At 39.7% G+C, this 18,127-nt stretch carries 14 protein-coding genes; 8 read left to right on the top strand and 6 right to left on the bottom strand.

What is annotated here, in order from left to right; all coding sequences use genetic code 11:
• The first annotated feature begins 234 nt into the window (after positions 1–234).
• Positions 235–1,158 carry a glutaminase B gene (gene glsB / locus WNY98_RS10435; protein WP_342877858.1) on the top strand — a complete coding sequence of 308 codons (924 nt, stop codon included), beginning with the start codon at positions 235–237 and terminating at the stop codon, positions 1,156–1,158.
• Between the two features lie 36 nt (positions 1,159–1,194).
• On the opposite strand, the gene WNY98_RS10440 is transcribed toward glsB, so the two are convergent.
• Positions 1,195–2,499, bottom strand: coding sequence for an inosine/guanosine kinase (locus tag WNY98_RS10440; RefSeq protein WP_033021433.1), 1,305 nt, complete (start codon positions 2,497–2,499; stop codon positions 1,195–1,197).
• 178 nt (positions 2,500–2,677) lie between these two features.
• Between WNY98_RS10440 and tadA the strand changes: the two genes are divergently transcribed.
• Positions 2,678–3,193, top strand: a complete 516-nt coding sequence (tadA, locus tag WNY98_RS10445) for a tRNA adenosine(34) deaminase TadA (RefSeq protein ID WP_002961078.1) — start codon at positions 2,678–2,680, stop codon at positions 3,191–3,193.
• A 2-nt stretch (positions 3,194–3,195) separates the two neighbouring features.
• On the opposite strand, the gene WNY98_RS10450 is transcribed toward tadA, so the two are convergent.
• Both WNY98_RS10450 and mltF read right to left on the bottom strand, forming a co-directional pair.
• Positions 3,196–3,363, bottom strand: a complete 168-nt coding sequence (locus tag WNY98_RS10450; protein ID WP_002961076.1) for a hypothetical protein — start codon at positions 3,361–3,363, stop codon at positions 3,196–3,198.
• A 164-nt stretch (positions 3,364–3,527) separates the two neighbouring features.
• On the bottom strand, positions 3,528–5,036 hold the full coding sequence (gene mltF / locus WNY98_RS10455; protein WP_342877859.1) for a membrane-bound lytic murein transglycosylase MltF: 1,509 nt from the start codon (positions 5,034–5,036) through the stop codon (positions 3,528–3,530).
• A 211-nt stretch (positions 5,037–5,247) separates the two neighbouring features.
• Here mltF and purL point away from each other — a divergent pair, with 211 nt between their 5' ends.
• The 4 genes from purL to WNY98_RS10475 all read left to right on the top strand — a co-directional run bounded on the left by purL (position 5,248) and on the right by WNY98_RS10475 (position 12,259).
• Positions 5,248–9,138 carry a phosphoribosylformylglycinamidine synthase gene (purL, locus tag WNY98_RS10460; protein WP_342877860.1) on the top strand — a complete coding sequence of 1,297 codons (3,891 nt, stop codon included), beginning with the start codon at positions 5,248–5,250 and terminating at the stop codon, positions 9,136–9,138.
• Between the two features lie 129 nt (positions 9,139–9,267).
• Positions 9,268–11,718, top strand: coding sequence for a YdbH domain-containing protein (locus WNY98_RS10465; protein ID WP_342877861.1), 2,451 nt, complete (start codon positions 9,268–9,270; stop codon positions 11,716–11,718).
• A gap of 2 nt (positions 11,719–11,720) precedes the next feature.
• Positions 11,721–11,918: a YnbE family lipoprotein gene (locus WNY98_RS10470; RefSeq protein ID WP_024591450.1), complete on the top strand. Its 198-nt coding sequence runs from the start codon at positions 11,721–11,723 to the stop codon at positions 11,916–11,918.
• Positions 11,919–11,929: 11 nt separating this feature from the next.
• Positions 11,930–12,259 carry a YdbL family protein gene (locus WNY98_RS10475; RefSeq protein WP_007584701.1) on the top strand — a complete coding sequence of 110 codons (330 nt, stop codon included), beginning with the start codon at positions 11,930–11,932 and terminating at the stop codon, positions 12,257–12,259.
• A gap of 67 nt (positions 12,260–12,326) precedes the next feature.
• Here WNY98_RS10475 and WNY98_RS10480 read toward each other — a convergent pair whose 3' ends face one another.
• Positions 12,327–12,875 (bottom strand): DUF1415 domain-containing protein, encoded by a 549-nt coding sequence (locus WNY98_RS10480; RefSeq protein WP_342877862.1) that lies wholly within the window; start codon positions 12,873–12,875, stop codon positions 12,327–12,329.
• Positions 12,872–14,185, bottom strand: a complete 1,314-nt coding sequence (gene waaA / locus WNY98_RS10485) for a lipid IV(A) 3-deoxy-D-manno-octulosonic acid transferase (protein ID WP_342877863.1) — start codon at positions 14,183–14,185, stop codon at positions 12,872–12,874. The genes WNY98_RS10480 and waaA overlap by 4 nt, the downstream gene beginning before the upstream one ends.
• A gap of 182 nt (positions 14,186–14,367) precedes the next feature.
• Between waaA and WNY98_RS10490 the strand changes: the two genes are divergently transcribed.
• The gene (locus WNY98_RS10490) at positions 14,368–14,958 is read left to right on the top strand and encodes an SIS domain-containing protein (RefSeq protein WP_002961065.1); all 591 of its coding nucleotides are present in this window, start codon (positions 14,368–14,370) and stop codon (positions 14,956–14,958) included.
• Positions 14,958–16,397 (top strand): bifunctional D-glycero-beta-D-manno-heptose-7-phosphate kinase/D-glycero-beta-D-manno-heptose 1-phosphate adenylyltransferase HldE, encoded by a 1,440-nt coding sequence (hldE, locus tag WNY98_RS10495; RefSeq protein WP_342877864.1) that lies wholly within the window; start codon positions 14,958–14,960, stop codon positions 16,395–16,397. The genes WNY98_RS10490 and hldE overlap by 1 nt, the downstream gene beginning before the upstream one ends.
• 97 nt (positions 16,398–16,494) lie before the next feature.
• Here the strand turns inward: hldE and WNY98_RS10500 are convergent, their stop codons facing one another.
• A complete protein-coding gene (locus WNY98_RS10500; protein ID WP_342877914.1) occupies positions 16,495–18,000 on the bottom strand; it encodes a capsule assembly Wzi family protein in 1,506 nt (501 codons plus the stop codon).
• Positions 18,001–18,127: the final 127 nt, after the last annotated feature.

Below are 18,127 nucleotides of genomic sequence, written 5' to 3' on the forward strand. Positions count from 1 at the left end.
TGCCGAACTCAGTAGTGAAACGAAACAGCGCCGATGATAGTGTAGCATTTGCTATGTGAAAGTAGGACATTACCAGGATTTAATTAAGAGAAACCCGTTACAGTAATGTGACGGGTTTTTTGCTTTTTTAAATTAAGAAAAACATCCCCCCTTTAAATTCAACAACAAAACTAGTTGCGTCTATTCGCGCGTGCTAAAATCCAATTTTTATGAATGATGATATAGAGGTCTAGTTTGCCTACAGCTGATTACCAAAAGGTGCTTGATGAAATAGCACATGAAGTACGCCCTTTATTATCACAAGGAACAGTAGCTGATTATATACCGGCCCTTGCAGAGGTCGATCCTGAGCAATTTTCTATCGCTATTTATACAACTGATGGTAAGACTGTATGTGCGGGGGATTGCTCTCAACGTTTTACCATTCAGTCTGTTTCAAAAGTTATGACACTTACTATGGCACTGCAACGTTATGGTGATGAACTTTGGCATCGAGTTGGAAAGGAGCCTTCAGGTACTGCCTTTAATTCGCTTACACAGCTTGAGTTTGAAAAAGGGATTCCTCGTAACCCTTTTATAAATGCAGGCGCAATTGTAACGTGTGATGCGTTATACAGCCGCTTATCTGCACCAATGCACTCTATGCTCGAGACCTTTAGGTTTTTAGCTGGTAATAGAGGGATAGTGATTGATAAAAAAGTCGCTAATTCTGAGTATGAATTTAGGCATCGTAATGCGGCTATGGCACATTTAATGAAGTCGTTTGGTAATTTTGAAAATGAAGTCGATGATGTTTTATGGTCTTACTTTAACTTTTGTTCTATTGAGCTCAACTGTATTGAATTAGCCAAAGCTTATAATTTTTTAGCAAATAAAGGTGTTGATAATCGATCGGGCGATCGTGTTTTAAGTAGCCGTCAAAATAAGCAGCTTAATTCGCTATTATTTACCAGTGGCTTATACGATGCTGCGGGGGATTTTGGTTACAGAGTAGGTATGCCAGGTAAATCGGGAGTGTCAGGGACTATTTTAGCCGTGTTACCAAATAAGTTTACGGTAGCTGTTTATTCTCCGGGACTTAATTCGTTTGGTAATTCGGTTGCAGGAATTGCAGCGTTGGAACTGCTATCTAAAAAGCTCGATATTTCTATTTTTTAGGAAGTTGATAGGGAGCAATGATTGCTCCCACCGTTATTATTGTTCCCAATAAACCTGTTCTAAGCAGTCTTCGCGTTCTGGTAAACCGCGAGATAAACGAGGAGAGTGCTGAACTAATACTTCATAGCTCGCTCGGTTAGCATATTTACTAATTTGCGATAGTGACGAGTAAGTAATAGCTTGTTGCTGATGCTTAGCAGAGTTTGCCACATTAAGTTTATGATAAACATTTGCTGATAAGTCATGTAGCACAGCCGCTAAAGCACAATCGCCTGCACCATTGGTGTTTTTGATTGAATCAGGTCCACCCATAAATGGGGCTGTATGGCTATATGCTCTGATAGGCTCATCACACTCGGTTTTACGCATAGCACGTGAAAATTCGTATCGATTAAAATCAGGTATGGCGCCTGGTAATAACGGATATTCGGTTTCACGCTTTAAGCTTTCGTCTACGTAGCCGGCCATAAATAAGCCTTTTTCGCCAGCGGTGCAAATTACCAAATCTACCCAATCAAGTGCTTTATCGGCAGCTAGAAGAGGGTCTTCAAAACCTGTAATAGCTAACCCTTCTTCTTCGTTCATAGCAAGAATATCAACATGCTTTTCAACAAAGTTTGCCCACCAGGTCGGGTCTTGTTCAATTAAGAATTTAGTTCCGAGTGTAAGAACAACTGGCACACCTGCATCATTAGCGTATTTTACCGCTTGCATAGTCGCTTCAGTCATCGTTTCACTACCTTGCGTACGCATGAGGTAGGCACTGATCACTAATGCTGATGAATTTTCAATAAGGTTTTTATCGATAGATTCAGGACGTAAGTGATTCATTAGGCCCGCACTTATCGCAAAAGTACGCTCACCGGTTTCATCAATTAATGTAAAACAACGACCTATAGGCCCATCTACTGGTTGGAGATAGTTTAAATCTACACGGCTTGAGGTATTACATAAAAAGCGGTAAGCATAGCTACCTATTTTTATATTTTCGCTCATTACGCCTAATAAAACTGAGCGATCATCTGCAAGTACAGAGTAGTTGTGCATAGTGTTACCAATGGTCCCACCGGCAAACTCAAAATCAACCATATCGTTTAATTTTAAACGATCGTATAAGGCGTTCGTTATGTCGCTATCAATAACTTGTGACATACCTCTACGTAGTTGAAATTCGTCAAGGAAAGCTTGATCAACTTTTGCCTCTATATCAACAACGATCTGATCGATACCCGTAATATAACTACGTTGTAATCGCTCTGTTGCGTTAAGTTGATTAGTAAGTGGATCTTTGGCTTCCACTGGAAAATAATGTTTATGCCTGCGGCGTCCAGGAAATTTCATTTGCTACCCGTGTTGTGAGCTAAATAAAAAAAGCGTGAGATTATAGCGTAAATCCACACTAGTGAGCCATTACAAACAGGTAAATATCGTTTTATTTTTGCAATAAAGTAATGAATGACGCACTTTAGAGTGCTAACTAGGTATAATTACAGCATAAAAAGTTATTTAAGTAGAAAGAATGAACGAGCCATTTAATGATTCCTACTGGATGGAGCAAGCGCTTTTGTATGCAAAGCAAGCAGAGTTGCTTGATGAAATTCCGGTTGGAGCAATTGTAGTAAAAGATAACCAGCTAATTTCAGTGGGGTACAACCGCTCAATAACGGATAACGACCCATCAGCCCATGCGGAAATGATTGCAGTGCGAGAAGCTGGAAAAGTACTTAATAATTACCGCTTAATTGATTGCACACTATATGTAACGTTAGAGCCTTGCTCTATGTGTGCAGGACTGTTGGTGCATAGCAGAATAAAGCGTTTAGTATTTGGTGCCCTCGATGCTAAAACAGGGTCTGCAGGTTCAATTATGAACTTATTACAAGAGCCGAGGTTAAATCATCAAGTTGAGGTGTGCGGTGGTGTTTTGGCACAGCAATGCGGTGATACTATTTCGAATTTTTTTAAGCGTAGAAGAGCGCAAATTAAAGCAGCTAAGAAAGCTGCTCGTGATGAACAAATAAATAAACCTAGCTAGAGTTAACTAGCGATTGGCTCTATTTCTGTTTCAGCCATTTGCTGCATAGCAAACATTCGGCGGCGCCAGATGATTTTTTTGTGCAGTTTTCTTAGCATAACACGACGACGTGTGGCTGTTGAATAAATCACATTGCGTTTTAATTTTTGTGTGCGTCTACGTTTTAGCATGTTTTCTCCTAATGCAAGAGTGAGAAAGGCGCAGGGTATATCTTATAAAATAATAATATACAAGTAATACACATTAGTGATCATTTGATGACAAGTAAACAGATATTTAATTTACTTAAATTTTGCTTACTGGTTTGCTCAAAAAACTGATACCTATATAAATCTTAGTTATTGTTTTCACTTGGTAGTTCGGGCTCAATTATAGGCTGTTGTTTTTCTGTTTGCGCTTCATCTTTGTTACTTTTATCGTCACTTTCTTCATTTAAGTTTGGCTCGGTATCAGTGCTCTGCTCTGTGATTGGTTCTGGCTCAGACTCTACAGCAATAGCATTATTCTCATCTAGCCAAACAAGTGCATCGTAATAGCGACGAATATTATCAACATATTTAACCGCTACATCGCCACGCGCATAACCATAGCGAGTTTTACGGTAATAGCGCTTTTTAATTAACAGCGGTAAGCGTTTTTTTACATCAGCCCATTTATCAGGGCTTGCGCCTTGCTGCTCGGTAATTATACGCGCGTCGTTAACGTGCCCCCAACCTACATTGTAAGCCGCTAGTGCAAGCCATGTTCTATCAGGTTGAGGAATTCTATCAGGTATACGCTTAATCAGTTTACTTAAATACTTACCACCACCGCGAATATTTTGCTCTGGCTCTAAGCGGTTGGTAACACCTACTTGTTTTGCTGTACTGCGGGTTAGCATCATAATACCGCGAACGCCTGTTGGCGATTTAGCACGAGGATTCCACATAGATTCTTGATAGCTAAGTGCCGCTAATAAACGCCAATCAAGGCTACCAGCATATTGTTCAAACCATGGTTGGTATGTTGGTAAGGTTTCTTTGATAGCTTCGATATAAGCAAGGGTATTTACATAGTTAAATTGGCGTACGTGGCCAAAGTATTTTTCTTCAAGTACGTAGAGCTGATTACTCTGTTTTATATCGCCAAAAAATGGCACTAATAAGGAATATAAAGAATCATCTTTTGATTTATTAAGTATCCATGCAATCGGGTCGTTATGACTAACAGAAAAACCGATACTTAAATTTGGATGATAACGGCGAAATAACGATAGCGTATGTGTATCAGTGAGTGTGTAATCAATCTCGCCATCAATAACTGCTTGAAGTAGTTCTTCTTCATCAAACTCTTCGCTTTCTATCCAAGTAAGATCTGGATTGTTTTTTTTCATTTTTTGCAAAGTAAGCGAATGACTACTTTTAGCGATAACAGTAAAGTTGCCATCTAAGTCGGCAAACTCTCGAGGACGAACACGTCCTTGCTTATAAACTAATTTTTGACTGATTGTTCTGTAAGTCGGACCATAGCGGTATTGCTCTGCACGGGTTTTATTATAGGTAAGGCCTGAGGCTATTAAGTCTAAATCCCCCTTTTCAAGGCGTTCAAACATGTCAGATAAGTTAAAGAAAGGGACTATTTCAAGCTCTACACCTAAATATTCGGCGAAGGCTTGAGATAACTCATATTCAAAGCCTTGTTCACCTTGAACGGCTTGATAATAATTACTAGCACTCGCAAGGGTGCCCACACGAATTTTATTCTGTTTTTTTATTTGGGCGAGTTGAGTTGGCTGCTCTTGCATATCGCATGCACATAACAGCATAACTAAAGTAATGATTATTATTAGTTTTTCTTTGAACATTGAGTGCCCCTTAAGCTCGCCAGCCACCGTTATAGCAAAACTAAGCCATCGCGTCACTTTACCTTTTATTTTATTAACCAAAAGAGGCTATAAATAAAGCTAAAAAGTTAATTTTATGAAAAGCGTAATTTTGAGTTAAATCTGAATGCTAATTGGACTATAATGCGTGCCTAAAATATCGTTCAATCCCTAACCCCGGATGAAATTACCTATGTTGATCCTTCGTGGTGCACCAGCACTTTCAGAGTTCAGAGTTAATAAAATTTTAGCGCGTTGCCAACAATCGCAACTTCCAGTCACTAACGTATACGCCGAGTATACTCACTTTGCCGATTTAACATCGCCGTTGAGTAGCTCTGAGCAAACCAAGCTTGAAAAACTATTAACTTACGGTCCAACTATTGCTGAGCATACCCCAGCTGGCAAACTTGTACTTGTTACACCTCGCCCAGGTACCATTTCACCTTGGGCATCTAAAGCTACCGACATCGCCCACAACTGTGGTTTAAAGCAGGTTCACCGTGTTGAACGCGGTATTGCTTATTATGTTGAAGGTGATTTAAACGCAGAACAACTTGCACAAGTAACTGCGTTATTGCACGACCGCATGACTGAAGCCACACACAATGAACTTGAAGATGCGGCTCAGCTGTTTCGCAGTGATGCCCCACGCCAAATGTCGTCTGTCGATATTTTAGGTGGTGGACGCGAAGCACTAGCAACAGCCAATGTTGAGCAAGGCTTTGCGCTTGCTGATGACGAAATAGACTACTTAGTAGAAAATTTTACAAAGTTAGGACGTAACCCTAACGACATCGAATTGTTTATGTTTGCACAAGCGAACTCAGAGCATTGTCGTCATAAAATATTTAATGCTGACTGGACGATCGATGGAAAAGAGCAGCCAAAATCGCTGTTTAAAATGATTAAAAATACGTTTGAGCTAAATCCTGAAAATGTATTGTCGGCGTATAAAGATAACGCGGCAGTAATGAAAGGCTCAAAAGCGGGTCGCTTCTTCCCAAATGCGCAAGGTGAATATGCGTATCATCAAGAAGACATTGAAATACTAATGAAAGTTGAAACGCATAACCACCCAACAGCTATTGCGCCATTCTCTGGTGCGGCTACAGGTTCTGGTGGTGAAATTCGCGATGAAGGCGCAACTGGTCGTGGCTCTAAGCCAAAAGCAGGTTTAGTTGGCTTTACTGTATCAAACTTACGTATTCCAGGTTACGAGCAACCATGGGAAAGCGATTTTGGTAAGCCGAGTCGCATTGTTAACGCGCTTGATATAATGACAGAAGGTCCACTAGGTGGTGCTGCATTTAATAATGAGTTTGGTCGTCCTAACTTATTAGGCTACTTCCGTACTTACGAAGAAAAAGTAACAAGCCATAATGGCGAAGAAGTACGTGGTTATCATAAACCAATTATGCTTGCCGGTGGTTTGGGTAATATTCGCTCTGATCATGTTCAAAAAGGCGATATTCCTGTTGGCGCTAAATTAATTGCGCTAGGTGGACCTGCAATGAACATTGGTTTAGGCGGTGGTGCTGCATCAAGCATGGCTTCAGGTCAATCAAACGAAGATTTAGATTTTGCTTCAGTACAGCGCGAAAACCCAGAAATGGAACGTCGTTGCCAAGAAGTTATCGATAAATGTTGGCAGCTAGGTGACGAAAATCCAATTGCATTCATCCACGATGTAGGTGCTGGCGGTTTATCAAATGCGTTTCCTGAGCTTGTTAATGATGGCGGACGTGGTGGTAAGTTCCAATTACGTAGCATCCCTAATGATGAACCAGGCATGGCACCACACGAAATTTGGTGTAATGAATCACAAGAGCGTTATGTACTCGCTGTTGGTATCGAAGATTTTGACCGCTTTGAAGCAATTTGTAAGCGTGAACGTGCCCAGTACGCTGTTATTGGTGAAGCAACAGCTGAACCTCACTTAACAGTGTCAGACAGCCATTTTGAAAATAACCCTGTTGATTTACCGCTGGACGTATTACTAGGAAAAGCACCCAAAATGCACCGCGATGTAACGTCAAAGCAAGTTGTTGGTAAATCGCTTGATACTACACTAATAAATGCAGCAGATGCAGCGCAGCGCTTAATGCGTTTACCAGCCATTGCAGAAAAAACATTCCTAATAACAATTGGCGATCGATCTGTTACGGGTTTAGTAGCGCGCGATCAAATGGTTGGTCCTTGGCAAGTACCTGTTGCTAACTGTGCTGTAACTGCGGCAACGTATGATACTTACCACGGTGAAGCTATGTCACTTGGTGAGCGTACTCCGGCTGCGTTACTTAATTACGGTGCATCTGCTCGTTTAGCGGTAGCTGAGTCGTTAACTAATATTGCCTGTGCAAACATTGGTAGCCTTGAAAACATTAAGTTATCGGCAAACTGGATGGCAGCAGCGGGTCACCCAGGTGAAGATGCTGGTTTATACGAAGCTGTTAAAGCCGTAGGCGAAGAGCTTTGTCCTGCGCTTGGTTTAACGATTCCAGTGGGTAAAGATTCTATGTCAATGAAAACGACATGGAAAGATGAAGGTGACTCACAAGAGAAGTCAGTAACATCGCCGCTTTCACTGGTTATAACTGCGTTTGGTCGTGTTGACGACGTACGTAAAACAGTAACGCCACAACTGCGCACAGATAAAGGCGATACATCGCTTATATTAGTTGATTTAGGTGCGGGTAAAAACCGCATGGGCGCATCAAGCCTTGCGCAAGTTTATAAGCAATTAGGTGATGTAACACCTGATGTTGATAGCCCAGAGTTATTAAAAGGCTTTTATAACGCAATGCAAGCGCTTGTGGCTGATAGTAAGTTACTTGCTTATCATGACCGCTCAGACGGTGGTTTATTTACCACAGTAGCTGAAATGGCGTTTACAGGTCATACCGGTGTAACGGTTGATTTAGCTGGTTTAACAGGCTCTGACATTGAAGCGCTTTATAACGAAGAGCTAGGTGCAGTAATTCAAGTTGCAAATGCTGATTTAGATGCAGTAAATACGGTGTTTGAACAACATGATATAGCAGCAATTAGTCACAACATTGGTACGCTTAATAGTGACGATACGATTATATTTAACCGTGGCGAAAATACGGTACTTAATCATACGCGTACTGAGCTTCGTACTATTTGGGCTGAAACAACGTATCAAATGCAAGCACGCCGTGATAACCCTGAATGTGCTAAGCAAGAGTTTGATGCTAAATTTGATGCAAAAGATCCAGGCTTAAATGTAAAACTTAACTTTGATTTAAACGAAGACATAGCAGCGCCATATATTGCAACCGGTGCTAAACCGCAAATGGCTATTTTACGTGAGCAAGGTGTTAACTCTCATTTAGAAATGGCGGCAGCGTTTAACCGTGCAGGTTTTGCAGCTGTTGATGTACACATGAGCGACATTTTAGAAGGTCGTTTAACACTAGAGCAATTTAAAGGTTTAGTGGCCTGTGGTGGTTTCTCATACGGTGACGTATTAGGTGCTGGTGAAGGTTGGGCTAAGTCTATTTTGTTTAACGACATGGCACGCGACCAGTTCCAAAACTTCTTCCACCGCGAAGATACCTTTAGCTTAGGTGTATGTAACGGTTGCCAAATGTTATCAACGTTAAAAGAGTTGATCCCTGGTACTGAACATTGGCCACGCTTTGTAACTAATAAATCAGAGCGTTTTGAAGCACGCTTTAGTTTAGTAGAAATACAAGAAAATCCGTCTGTGTTCTTTAATGGAATGGCTGGCTCGCGTATGCCTATAGCGGTTTCTCATGGTGAAGGTCATGCTGAGTTTGCAAACGATGCAGCCACTAAAGCGGCGCTTGATAGCGGTACTGTAGCGGTTAAATTTGTAGATAACTACGGTAACCCTACAACGCAGTACCCAGCTAACCCTAATGGTTCTCCAGAAGGTATTACAGGTATTACGTCAACTGATGGTCGCGCCACTGTAATGATGCCGCATCCAGAACGTGTATTCAGAAGCGTTGCCAACTCTTGGCATCCTGATGAGTGGATCGAGGATAGCCCGTGGATGCGTATGTTCCGTAATGCACGTAAAAATGTAGGTTAATTACATTTGTGTTTATACAAGTTAGATTCATAATCTTACTGTAAAATAAAAAAGGCTGCATTGTGCAGCCTTTTTTGATTCCTGAATCAGTATAGTTTTAGTTAAAAGCACAAAGCATTTAAGGATAGTATGTTTAAACGAGTTGGTTTAATTGTTGGAGCTGTATTGCTAAGCATCTTGCTGCTTGGTTATGTATTTCGTTTACCTTTATTACAGTGGGCTATAGCGCCTGAGCTTAAAAAAGCGGGTGTCACATTAAACTGCCTTGATTTTTCAATTACGTCTGAGCTAAATATTCATGCTGATAAAGTGTGTGTAAATTATCAAAATCAACAGTTACAACTGACGGATATAACTGCAAATACAAAGCGTGTAGATATTAAAAATGCAGTGCTAACGGTTAATTCACTCCCTAAAAGTGATAATGCTAATCAACTTGCTAAAAATCTCGATTTAGCGCTTCCCTTAAATCGCCCATTAATTAGCATTAAACAGCTTGTAGTAAAAAGTGATGAACTCAATAAGCCAGTAAAAATAAGTATATTAGAACCCGAGCTAAATAAATTTAATGTCACGGGTGATATAAACGCGATTGCAACTTTGGCTGCTAATAAAATAAGTGGTCAGTTCACGATTAATGACACTTTTTTAAAGCAGTTTCTAAATACTGAAAACACCTCAATAGCAGATGTTAACTTTAATACCCAGCAAGCATTTAGCTTTGACGGTATAGATCTTGAGTTAAATGGCGATATCAGTTCCCAGTTTGCTCATACTTTTGAGCAATGCCAGTTTAACGTATTAACGACAGGCAAATTGGTAACTCATTTTAATTTAAATAGCCAAGTGTTAATGCTTAATACTGACCTGCTTAATAACAATATTACTTTAACATCAAGCTGTACCGAGTTAATTCCACCGAGTGAATACGCAGGTTTTGTGAGCAATCAAGTTCCTTTAGATTGGCAACTTAAACTTCCTCAATCAATTCGATTAGAGGGGAGCGACCTGAATGTACCTGCAATTAATTTGGTGAGTGAAGGCGATAAGCAATTCAATATTTTAATAACCGATACAGCACTTAATATTAAATCGCCACTTGAAAACTTACAGACAAATTTATCAGCGAGAATAAGCACACCCGATATAAATAATTTCAGCGTTAATGCTCAGTTAGTGGGCACTGCAATTAAAGGCGATTACGCGGTTGCGCTTGAAAGCTTGCCTGAATTTGTTCCTGCAACGGCGAATGGGCTTAGTCTTAGTGGTTACTTTGATTTAAGTGAGTTTATAGGCTCAAAACCAGTTGGGCTTATAAATGCTAAATTAACGCTTAAAAGTGTAGATGCGTTTGATATAAGTGCAGTGCAATACCAAGGTGATTTAACTGCAAAAATGGATAAGCAGTTAAATGCAGAAGTAACATTAACTCAGCAATTAAAAAACGCGGAATATAAAGAATTTAAAGCAACGGATATAAGTAACACATTAACAGCAAACGCTAATTTAGGCGTGGGCGAGTTATTTGCCGAGCTAATAGCAAAAACGAATATAAAAGCTGTTAATAGCCCCGACATAAAACTTAATAATATAAAAGTAGAGTCTACAGGCTTGCAAAGCCGTGCGCTAAAAGCCACGCATCATGTATTTGTAAACGATGTTGAGTTAGTGGTAAATCATCATGTATCGTCGCAAGCTCATCCGTTTGAAGTGATTATTCCTGAGCAAAGTGTACTGTCATTAAATACTTTTATTAATCAATTTGAGCCACTTGCACAGCTAACTGAGGGCGAATTTAATGGTTATATCAGTGGCGATGTAAACTTGCAAAATGCATCGTTCAATATGAATGTAAGTCACGCAAGTGCACTGTATAACGACTACCTTGCAAATGATTTAAATAGTGCATTTAGCGGGGAATATAATTCAGGTAAGCTTAATGTAAAACCAACTACCTTTAATTTAAATGAATTTAGAGCGGGTGCCGTAGTTAAAACGATTAAAGGGCAATGGCAAGTGAGTGGCAATACCACGCTTATAAATGATGTAAAAGGAAGTGTGTTTGGTGGCGAGTTTTCGCTAGATAGCTACACAGTAGGGAAGCCAAACCAAGTTGCTAATGTTAAGTTTGAAAATATTGATGCAAGTAAACTCGTTACACTCGACGATAAGTCGGGCATTGTATTAACGGGGCGCTTGGCGGGGTCTTTACCTGTCCATTTTGATAGTGGAAAAATTGAAATAATTGACGGTAGTTTATTTAGCCAAGGAACAGGTAATTTAAAAATCACCAATAATGCCGCGTTTGATTCAGTGATGCAGCAACAGCAAGAGTTGCAACCTGTATTAGGGCTATTAACTAATTTGGATATTCAAAAACTTAATAGCAGTGTGGCATTAAAAAACGATGGCTGGTTAAAGCTTGGGGTTAATTTACAAGGCTATAATAAAGCAGAGCAGCAGCAAGTTAACTTTAATTATAACCACGAAGAAAACGTATTTACACTTTTACGCGCACTGCGTTTAAGTGACGAAATTACACAAAAAGTTGAGCAACAATACTCACAAAAAGGAAACTAATAATGAGACAGTCGTTATTGATAAAAGTACTGCTCGGGCTAGGTGTTATTAGTGCACTAAGTGCCTGCACGCACCGAGTTGAGGTGTCTGCTAAAGAGCCCATTACGATTAATTTAAATGTGAAGGTCGATCACGAAATTCGCGTAAAAGTAGATAAAGAACTCGACAGTTTGTTTAGTGACGACAGTGAGTTATTTTAAGGAGCTAAAACATGAATACGAAGAAAAAATTAAATATTATTACGTTAGTTAGTGCAGTATGTATGTCGTTCTCTGCGTGGGCTATTAGCCTTGATGATGCTAAAAATCAAGGTTTTGTAGGTGAAGATAGCTCTGGTTATTTAGGGCTTGTTGTACAAAACGCAGAAGCAAAAGCAGTTGTTGATGACATAAATGCAAAGCGTAAAGCGCAGTACTTAAAGCTGGCTAAAAAGAATAACTTGTCACTTTCACAAGTAGAAGCACTTGCTGCCGCAAAAACAATTGAAAAAACCCAAAGTGGTCATTACGTTGAAGTAAATGGTAACTGGGTTAAAAAATAAGCTTAAGTATTACTTGTTTTGCAAAAGTTTGCACAAAGTTTGCACAAATAAAAATAAAACCGAGCATTTAAGCGCTCGGTTTTTTACAGCCTTCAAGTAACTGCTGCCAAAAATCAATCCCCTTACGCCTTGCTAGGTTTATATTATGCTCTGGAATAGATTCAGGCTCGTTATAACTATCGAGCGCTTCACTCATACTTACTTCGCGAATTAAATGCAAAGTAGGAAAGGGTGCTCTATTTGTGTAGTTTGCGGCATCGGCTTCATCGCTATCGGCAAATACGTAATCAGGGTGAAAGTTAGCAATTTGATACTTACCTTCAAACCCCTGCGCTACTAACAGTGCATTGGCTAAATCGACCAAGTCTAAATAATCTTCAAAGTCACTGAAGCCGTTGTTAAACATGATTAGGGTGGTTTCGCGCTCTGGTTCGCGGTCAAGCTCAATACATTGCTCAAGCATATCCATTACAGCATCATCCATACTCGTTGCTGGGCTTACAACATAATGAATACAGTTGTTTTCTACTTCTTTTCGAGCAAACGGGCAAAAGTTATATTTAACAATAACAGATGATACCCATTCGCGGGTTTGGCTTATAGCTATGTTGGTCACGGTTTTGGCTCTAAATATTGATTAATAATGGTAAGTGTTTTTTGTATTGCACCTTGGTTTTTAGCAACGCATTGAGCAGCTTTAATACCTAAGGTTTGGCATGCTTTTGTGTTTTGGCTAAACGTTATAAGCTGTTTTGCCAGTTCGTCGTTGTTATCAACCACTACAGCGCCTTTAAACTTTATAAGCTCGGGATAAACATGATCAAAATTATATGTGTGTGGACCTGTTATTACACCTACCGAAAACGCAGCTGATTCCAGTGGGTTATGCCCACCTCTACGTATTAAGCTGCCGCCAATAAAGCTGATATTTGCAGCGCCATACAAACACTGTAGTTCACCAAGCGTATCAGCAAGGAGGACTTGCTCATTGCTATAGCTATTTTGACTACGACGGCTAAAACTAAGTGGGCTTTGCGTTAAAAGCTCTGCCATTTTATCAAACTGCTCTGGATGGCGCGGTGCAATTATAAGTAATGCATTAGGTTGCTTTTTTAGTAACTCTTGATGGGCTGAAAGTACCAACTCATGCTCTAAAGGATGTGTTGAGCCTGCGACCCATATAAAACGCTCGTCAGTATTATGCTCATTATTGCTGTGTTTATTACTGCTATAAAGCTGTTTAAGATTAAGTACGTTGGCTAATTGCTCGTCACTTGGTGTTATATCAAATTTTATAGAGCCTGTTACATGGCTTTTTGAAGTTTCGAGACCAAGCTCTATAAAACGCTCCGCATCTGCCTTGTTATGACTCGCAAGTACTGTAATTGAGCGCATAATAATGTGCGTTAATTTAGCGACCTTTTGATAGCCTTGCTGCGACTTTTCAGAGAGTCTTGCATTGATGACAAGTACCGGTATATTTTTTTTGTGACTTATCGCCATTAAATTTGGCCATAGCTCTGTTTCTAAAATACATAATGCTTGTGGCTTTATACGCTTTAAAAATCGGGCTGTCGCAAACGGAAAATCGATTGGTAAGTAGCTACATGCCACAGTATTTTTAAACTGGTTAAGTATTTGCTCTCTGCCTGTTGGAGTATTACAGGTTATAAGTATATTTAAATTTGGATGCGCTTTTTGAAGAGCTTTAATAAGTGGCGTTGCGGCAAGTACCTCACCAACAGAAGCACAATGAAAAACTAAAGGTTTGGTTTTAGTCGTAAATAAAGACTTACTGACAAACCCAAAGCGCTCTTTAAAGTGTGTACGATAGCCTTGGTTTTTTTTACCTCGTAAAACATAAAGGTAAAATACAATCAGTGGGCTGATAAAAATTAATGCAAGGGAGTAAAAAATACGTGCCATACTGATCTTTCTTAAAGGGAAGTGGCGTTAGTTTACCGTGAAATAGTCGTTTTCTAAACATACTCGCAATAAAATATGGTCTGGGTTCAGTTATAACCCGATAAAATGAACACAATTAAATAAAATTATGGAATAATGGATTTAATTTTTCCCTGCTATTTCAGTTCCTAGAGGAATTTTTCATGTCAATTATCGATTCAGTGGCAACTAGCTACGTTGAAACATTAAACCGTCATCAAGCATTATTTGAAACGATGGAAGCTTATCATCAAGAATCTATGCAACTGTTGGAAGCATGCCACAGTGCATTACAAGCTGGTGGCAAGATTGTTTGGTTTGGTAACGGCGGTAGTGCAGCCGATGCGCAGCATTTAGCAGCAGAATTTGTAGTGCGTTACAAATTAGAACGTGGTCCGCTTGCCTCTATGGCATTGACCACCGACACATCAATTTTAACAGCACACAGCAACGATTATCACTTTGATACGGTGTTTGAACGTCAAGTTCAAGCGCTGTGTAAACCAGAAGACTTAGTAATTGGTTTAACTACATCAGGTACTAGCAACAATATTAATTTAGCATTAGAAGCCGCAAATAAACTAGGTGCTTTTACAGTCGCTTTAACAGGGCGTGATGGCGGCAAAGTAAAAGATATTGCTAAGTTACCTATTATTATAAAAAATGACGAAACAGCACGTATTCAAGAAGCTCACATGTTTATAGGTCACTGGTTATGTGAAGCCATGGATATGGTTGTTGCGGAGCAGCAGTAATGGATTTATCGTTATTAAAAAACTTATCGGCAGCACGTATATTAGTTGTTGGCGACGTAATGCTAGACCGTTATTGGTATGGCGACACAGGGCGTATTTCGCCAGAAGCGCCAGTACCTGTTGTTAAAGTAAGTAAATTTGAAGACAAAGCGGGCGGTGCAGCTAATGTTGCAAAAAATATAGCACGGTTAGATGCAAAAGTCGGCTTACTGGGCTTAATTGGCGAAGACGAAAGCGGGCAGATTTTAGAGACCATTTTAAAAGGTGAAAAAATAAGCTCACAGTTAGTTAGTGTATGTGATTTACCGACTATTTCTAAAATGCGCGTTATTAGTCGCCATCAGCAACTAGTTCGCCTTGATTTAGAAGAAACGTTTACTGAGCAACATAGTCAATTACTACTAAACCGCTTAGAGCTTGTGCTCGATGAATACGACTTTATTGTGTTCTCTGATTACAGCAAAGGATCTTTAAGCTTAATTAAAGAAATGGTAAGCCTTGCTAAGGGCGCCGGAAAGACGGTTTTAATCGACCCTAAATCGCCAGATTTACATTTATATGAAGGTGCTGATTACATTACGCCTAATTTACATGAGTTTAAGTTAGCGGGTGGTCAAACCGATTCAGAAGAAGCTTTAGCAGCAAGTGCGCGCGACTTAATTAGCAAAAATGGCATTAAAGCCATGTTACTTACGCGTTCTGAGCAAGGTATGTCGCTGATTAATGCAGATGAAAAGTTTGATTTTGCAGCGCAAGAACTTGAAGTAAGCGATGTAACTGGCGCGGGTGATACGGTTATAGCTACACTCGCGGTTATGCTTGGCGCAGGTATGGAACCTAAAGATGCTGTAGAAGTTGCTAATTTAGCTGCTGGTATAGCGGTTAGTAAATTTGGTGCAGCAACTGTCTCTCCAGAAGAGCTAAGCCGCAAGCTAGGTCAGTATTTACATACTACCGGTGAGCATTACCAAACACCATTTGATGATGTACTTCAGCATATTGAATTTGCAAAACAAAACGGCGAAACCATTGTATTTACCAATGGCTGCTTTGATATTTTACACGCAGGGCATGTACGTTATTTAGCGCAAGCTAAAGCGCGAGGCGATAGACTCGTTGTTGGATTAAATAATGATGAATCTATTACGCGTTTAAAAGGGGCAGATCGTCCAATAAATCCGCTAGATGAGCGTGCAATGGTACTTAGTGCACTTTCATCAGTTGATTGGGTTATTCCGTTTGGCCGTTTAGATGAAAACGATACTCCCGCTAAATTAATTGAGCAAATAAGCCCTGATATTTTAGTTAAGGGCGGCGACTACACCGTAGAGCAAATAGCGGGTGCTGAGCATGTGCTTCGCCATGGCGGAAAAGTTGAAGTGCTTGAATTTTTAGATGGGTGCTCAACATCAAAAGTAATTAGTAAAATTAAACAGTAATTACTGATTTAAGTTACTAAAAATACAAAAAAGGGATGAAAACACTGTTTTCATCCCTGTTTTACTTTTAATACGTTACTTTTAAGAAAGTAACGTATTAAAAGTTATATTCGTACTTAGCAAATGCAGAAGTATCATTCTCAGCTTCATCATTGTTAGATGCAAAAGCGCCTAAAGTAACTCTGCCACCCATAGAAAGCATTCTGTAACGAAGTTCTAATTGCTTAGAGTTAAACCCTGTTTTAGTTATGCTGTTACCTAAATCTGGATTGCTAGGGTACCAATCGCTATTGTCACTATTGTAATCAACACTGCGTAATTTCACCTGCCAATCATCACCATTAGATAACTGACCTAGCAGAGTTAAAACGACTGATTGCGAATCATTATCATACGTCGAACCAATAGTGCGTCCATGGTAGCGATAGCCAGACTTATAAGTATCATGCTCATAGTAACAATTTTCAACTATTGATTCAGCTTGGCATGAAACACCAGTATCTATATATTCAACATTTACTAATATGTTTTGAGCATAAATGCGCTGTGTTGTTTGCACACCAAATAAGTAAGCTCTATCAGCGGGTTTAAACTGTGAGCTAGCATCTTCACCTATAGTACTGGCATAAACCGCATATGGTTGATCAAATAAGGTATCTGACCAACGAATATCAATACCAGCCAATTGATTACCTATTTTCGACTCTAACTGGCTATCACAACTCTCATTGCCATCGATACATGCAGTTTGCCCTGTTATGACATCAATAAAATCACCCGCAGAGCTCGGTTGTCCGTCACCTGCCCATTGTGCAGACCAGCTAAGTGCAATTTCTAACTGCTGAATAGGGCGAAAATTAACACGAGTACTCCACAGTAAAGCATCAGGTATAACACGTGTAGACTCAAGTTTAGCCATTTGTGCAGTAAAGCTCCATTGACCAATCCAGCTCAGCCATGGTGTCTCGAAAGCGGTACTTTTCTCTCTAGTAATACTTAGTGCAGGTAAAGGTTTCGCATTACCAGACATAATTAAGCTGTTATCAACACCAGGTCCCCAAAATTGTTCAACAGCACCGGCTCTAAAAATCCAATTACCTAAACGGTAAGCTAAGTAACTATCGTCAAGTGAGGTATCATTACAATCGGTTAAAGCTTGCTCATCGGTAACTATATCGTCAGTCGTTTTTCCATCAACTAAACATTTTTTACCGTCTTTTCTATAATTTATAGCTACTTTAGCTGCAAAGTTATCACCTAAATAAGCGTAAGCTGCTGAAAGCTCTGTTTCTTGAGTATTTGTTGCACCAAAGCTTGTTGCTATGATTGGATCTGTGGCTGCAAAAGCTGATAATTGAAGACTATGTGAGCTACTATTTTCTGATTTATATCGATGTTTAACGCGAAGTAAAGCATCTTGTAAGCTTGGAGATAATTGCTCTAGCGGCATGCTTTGCACATCACTTATAAAACTTTTCCACATAAGCGGATAGGTAGTTACAGGAGCTAAAATAACACCGGCATCAGCTAATTGTTGAATATCAGCTCTAAGACCGTAATCATCGGGTTTTACCCAAGGCTCAGCATTAACTGACGCGCTCATAGCGCAAAAAAGAGTAGAAAGTAGAAAAATTCTGTTTCGCAAAGTTCAGATCCTTGTGATTTAGATTGCGGCTAAGTTTATCAACCTAAGCATGTTATTGCAGTAAATAATCAAATTTATAGAGCTA

The organism is Pseudoalteromonas sp. AS71 (assembly GCF_038900275.1).
GTDB lineage: Bacteria > Pseudomonadota > Gammaproteobacteria > Enterobacterales > Alteromonadaceae > Pseudoalteromonas.

Bases quoted from the DNA above. Each gene is read 5' to 3' on its own strand.
- WNY98_RS10500 (WP_342877914.1), bottom strand. From the start codon at position 18,000: ATGAGCGCGTCAGTTAATGCTGAGCCTTGGGTAAAACCCGATGATTAC.
- WNY98_RS10475 (WP_007584701.1), top strand. From the start codon at position 11,930: ATGAATACGAAGAAAAAATTAAATATTATTACGTTAGTTAGTGCAGTA.
- mltF (WP_342877859.1), bottom strand. From the start codon at position 5,036: ATGTTCAAAGAAAAACTAATAATAATCATTACTTTAGTTATGCTGTTA.
- WNY98_RS10490 (WP_002961065.1), top strand. From the start codon at position 14,368: ATGTCAATTATCGATTCAGTGGCAACTAGCTACGTTGAAACATTAAAC.
- WNY98_RS10465 (WP_342877861.1), top strand. From the start codon at position 9,268: ATGTTTAAACGAGTTGGTTTAATTGTTGGAGCTGTATTGCTAAGCATC.
- tadA (WP_002961078.1), top strand. From the start codon at position 2,678: ATGAACGAGCCATTTAATGATTCCTACTGGATGGAGCAAGCGCTTTTG.
- WNY98_RS10450 (WP_002961076.1), bottom strand. From the start codon at position 3,363: ATGCTAAAACGTAGACGCACACAAAAATTAAAACGCAATGTGATTTAT.
- WNY98_RS10470 (WP_024591450.1), top strand. From the start codon at position 11,721: ATGAGACAGTCGTTATTGATAAAAGTACTGCTCGGGCTAGGTGTTATT.
- hldE (WP_342877864.1), top strand. From the start codon at position 14,958: ATGGATTTATCGTTATTAAAAAACTTATCGGCAGCACGTATATTAGTT.
- WNY98_RS10440 (WP_033021433.1), bottom strand. From the start codon at position 2,499: ATGAAATTTCCTGGACGCCGCAGGCATAAACATTATTTTCCAGTGGAA.
- purL (WP_342877860.1), top strand. From the start codon at position 5,248: ATGTTGATCCTTCGTGGTGCACCAGCACTTTCAGAGTTCAGAGTTAAT.
- waaA (WP_342877863.1), bottom strand. From the start codon at position 14,185: ATGGCACGTATTTTTTACTCCCTTGCATTAATTTTTATCAGCCCACTG.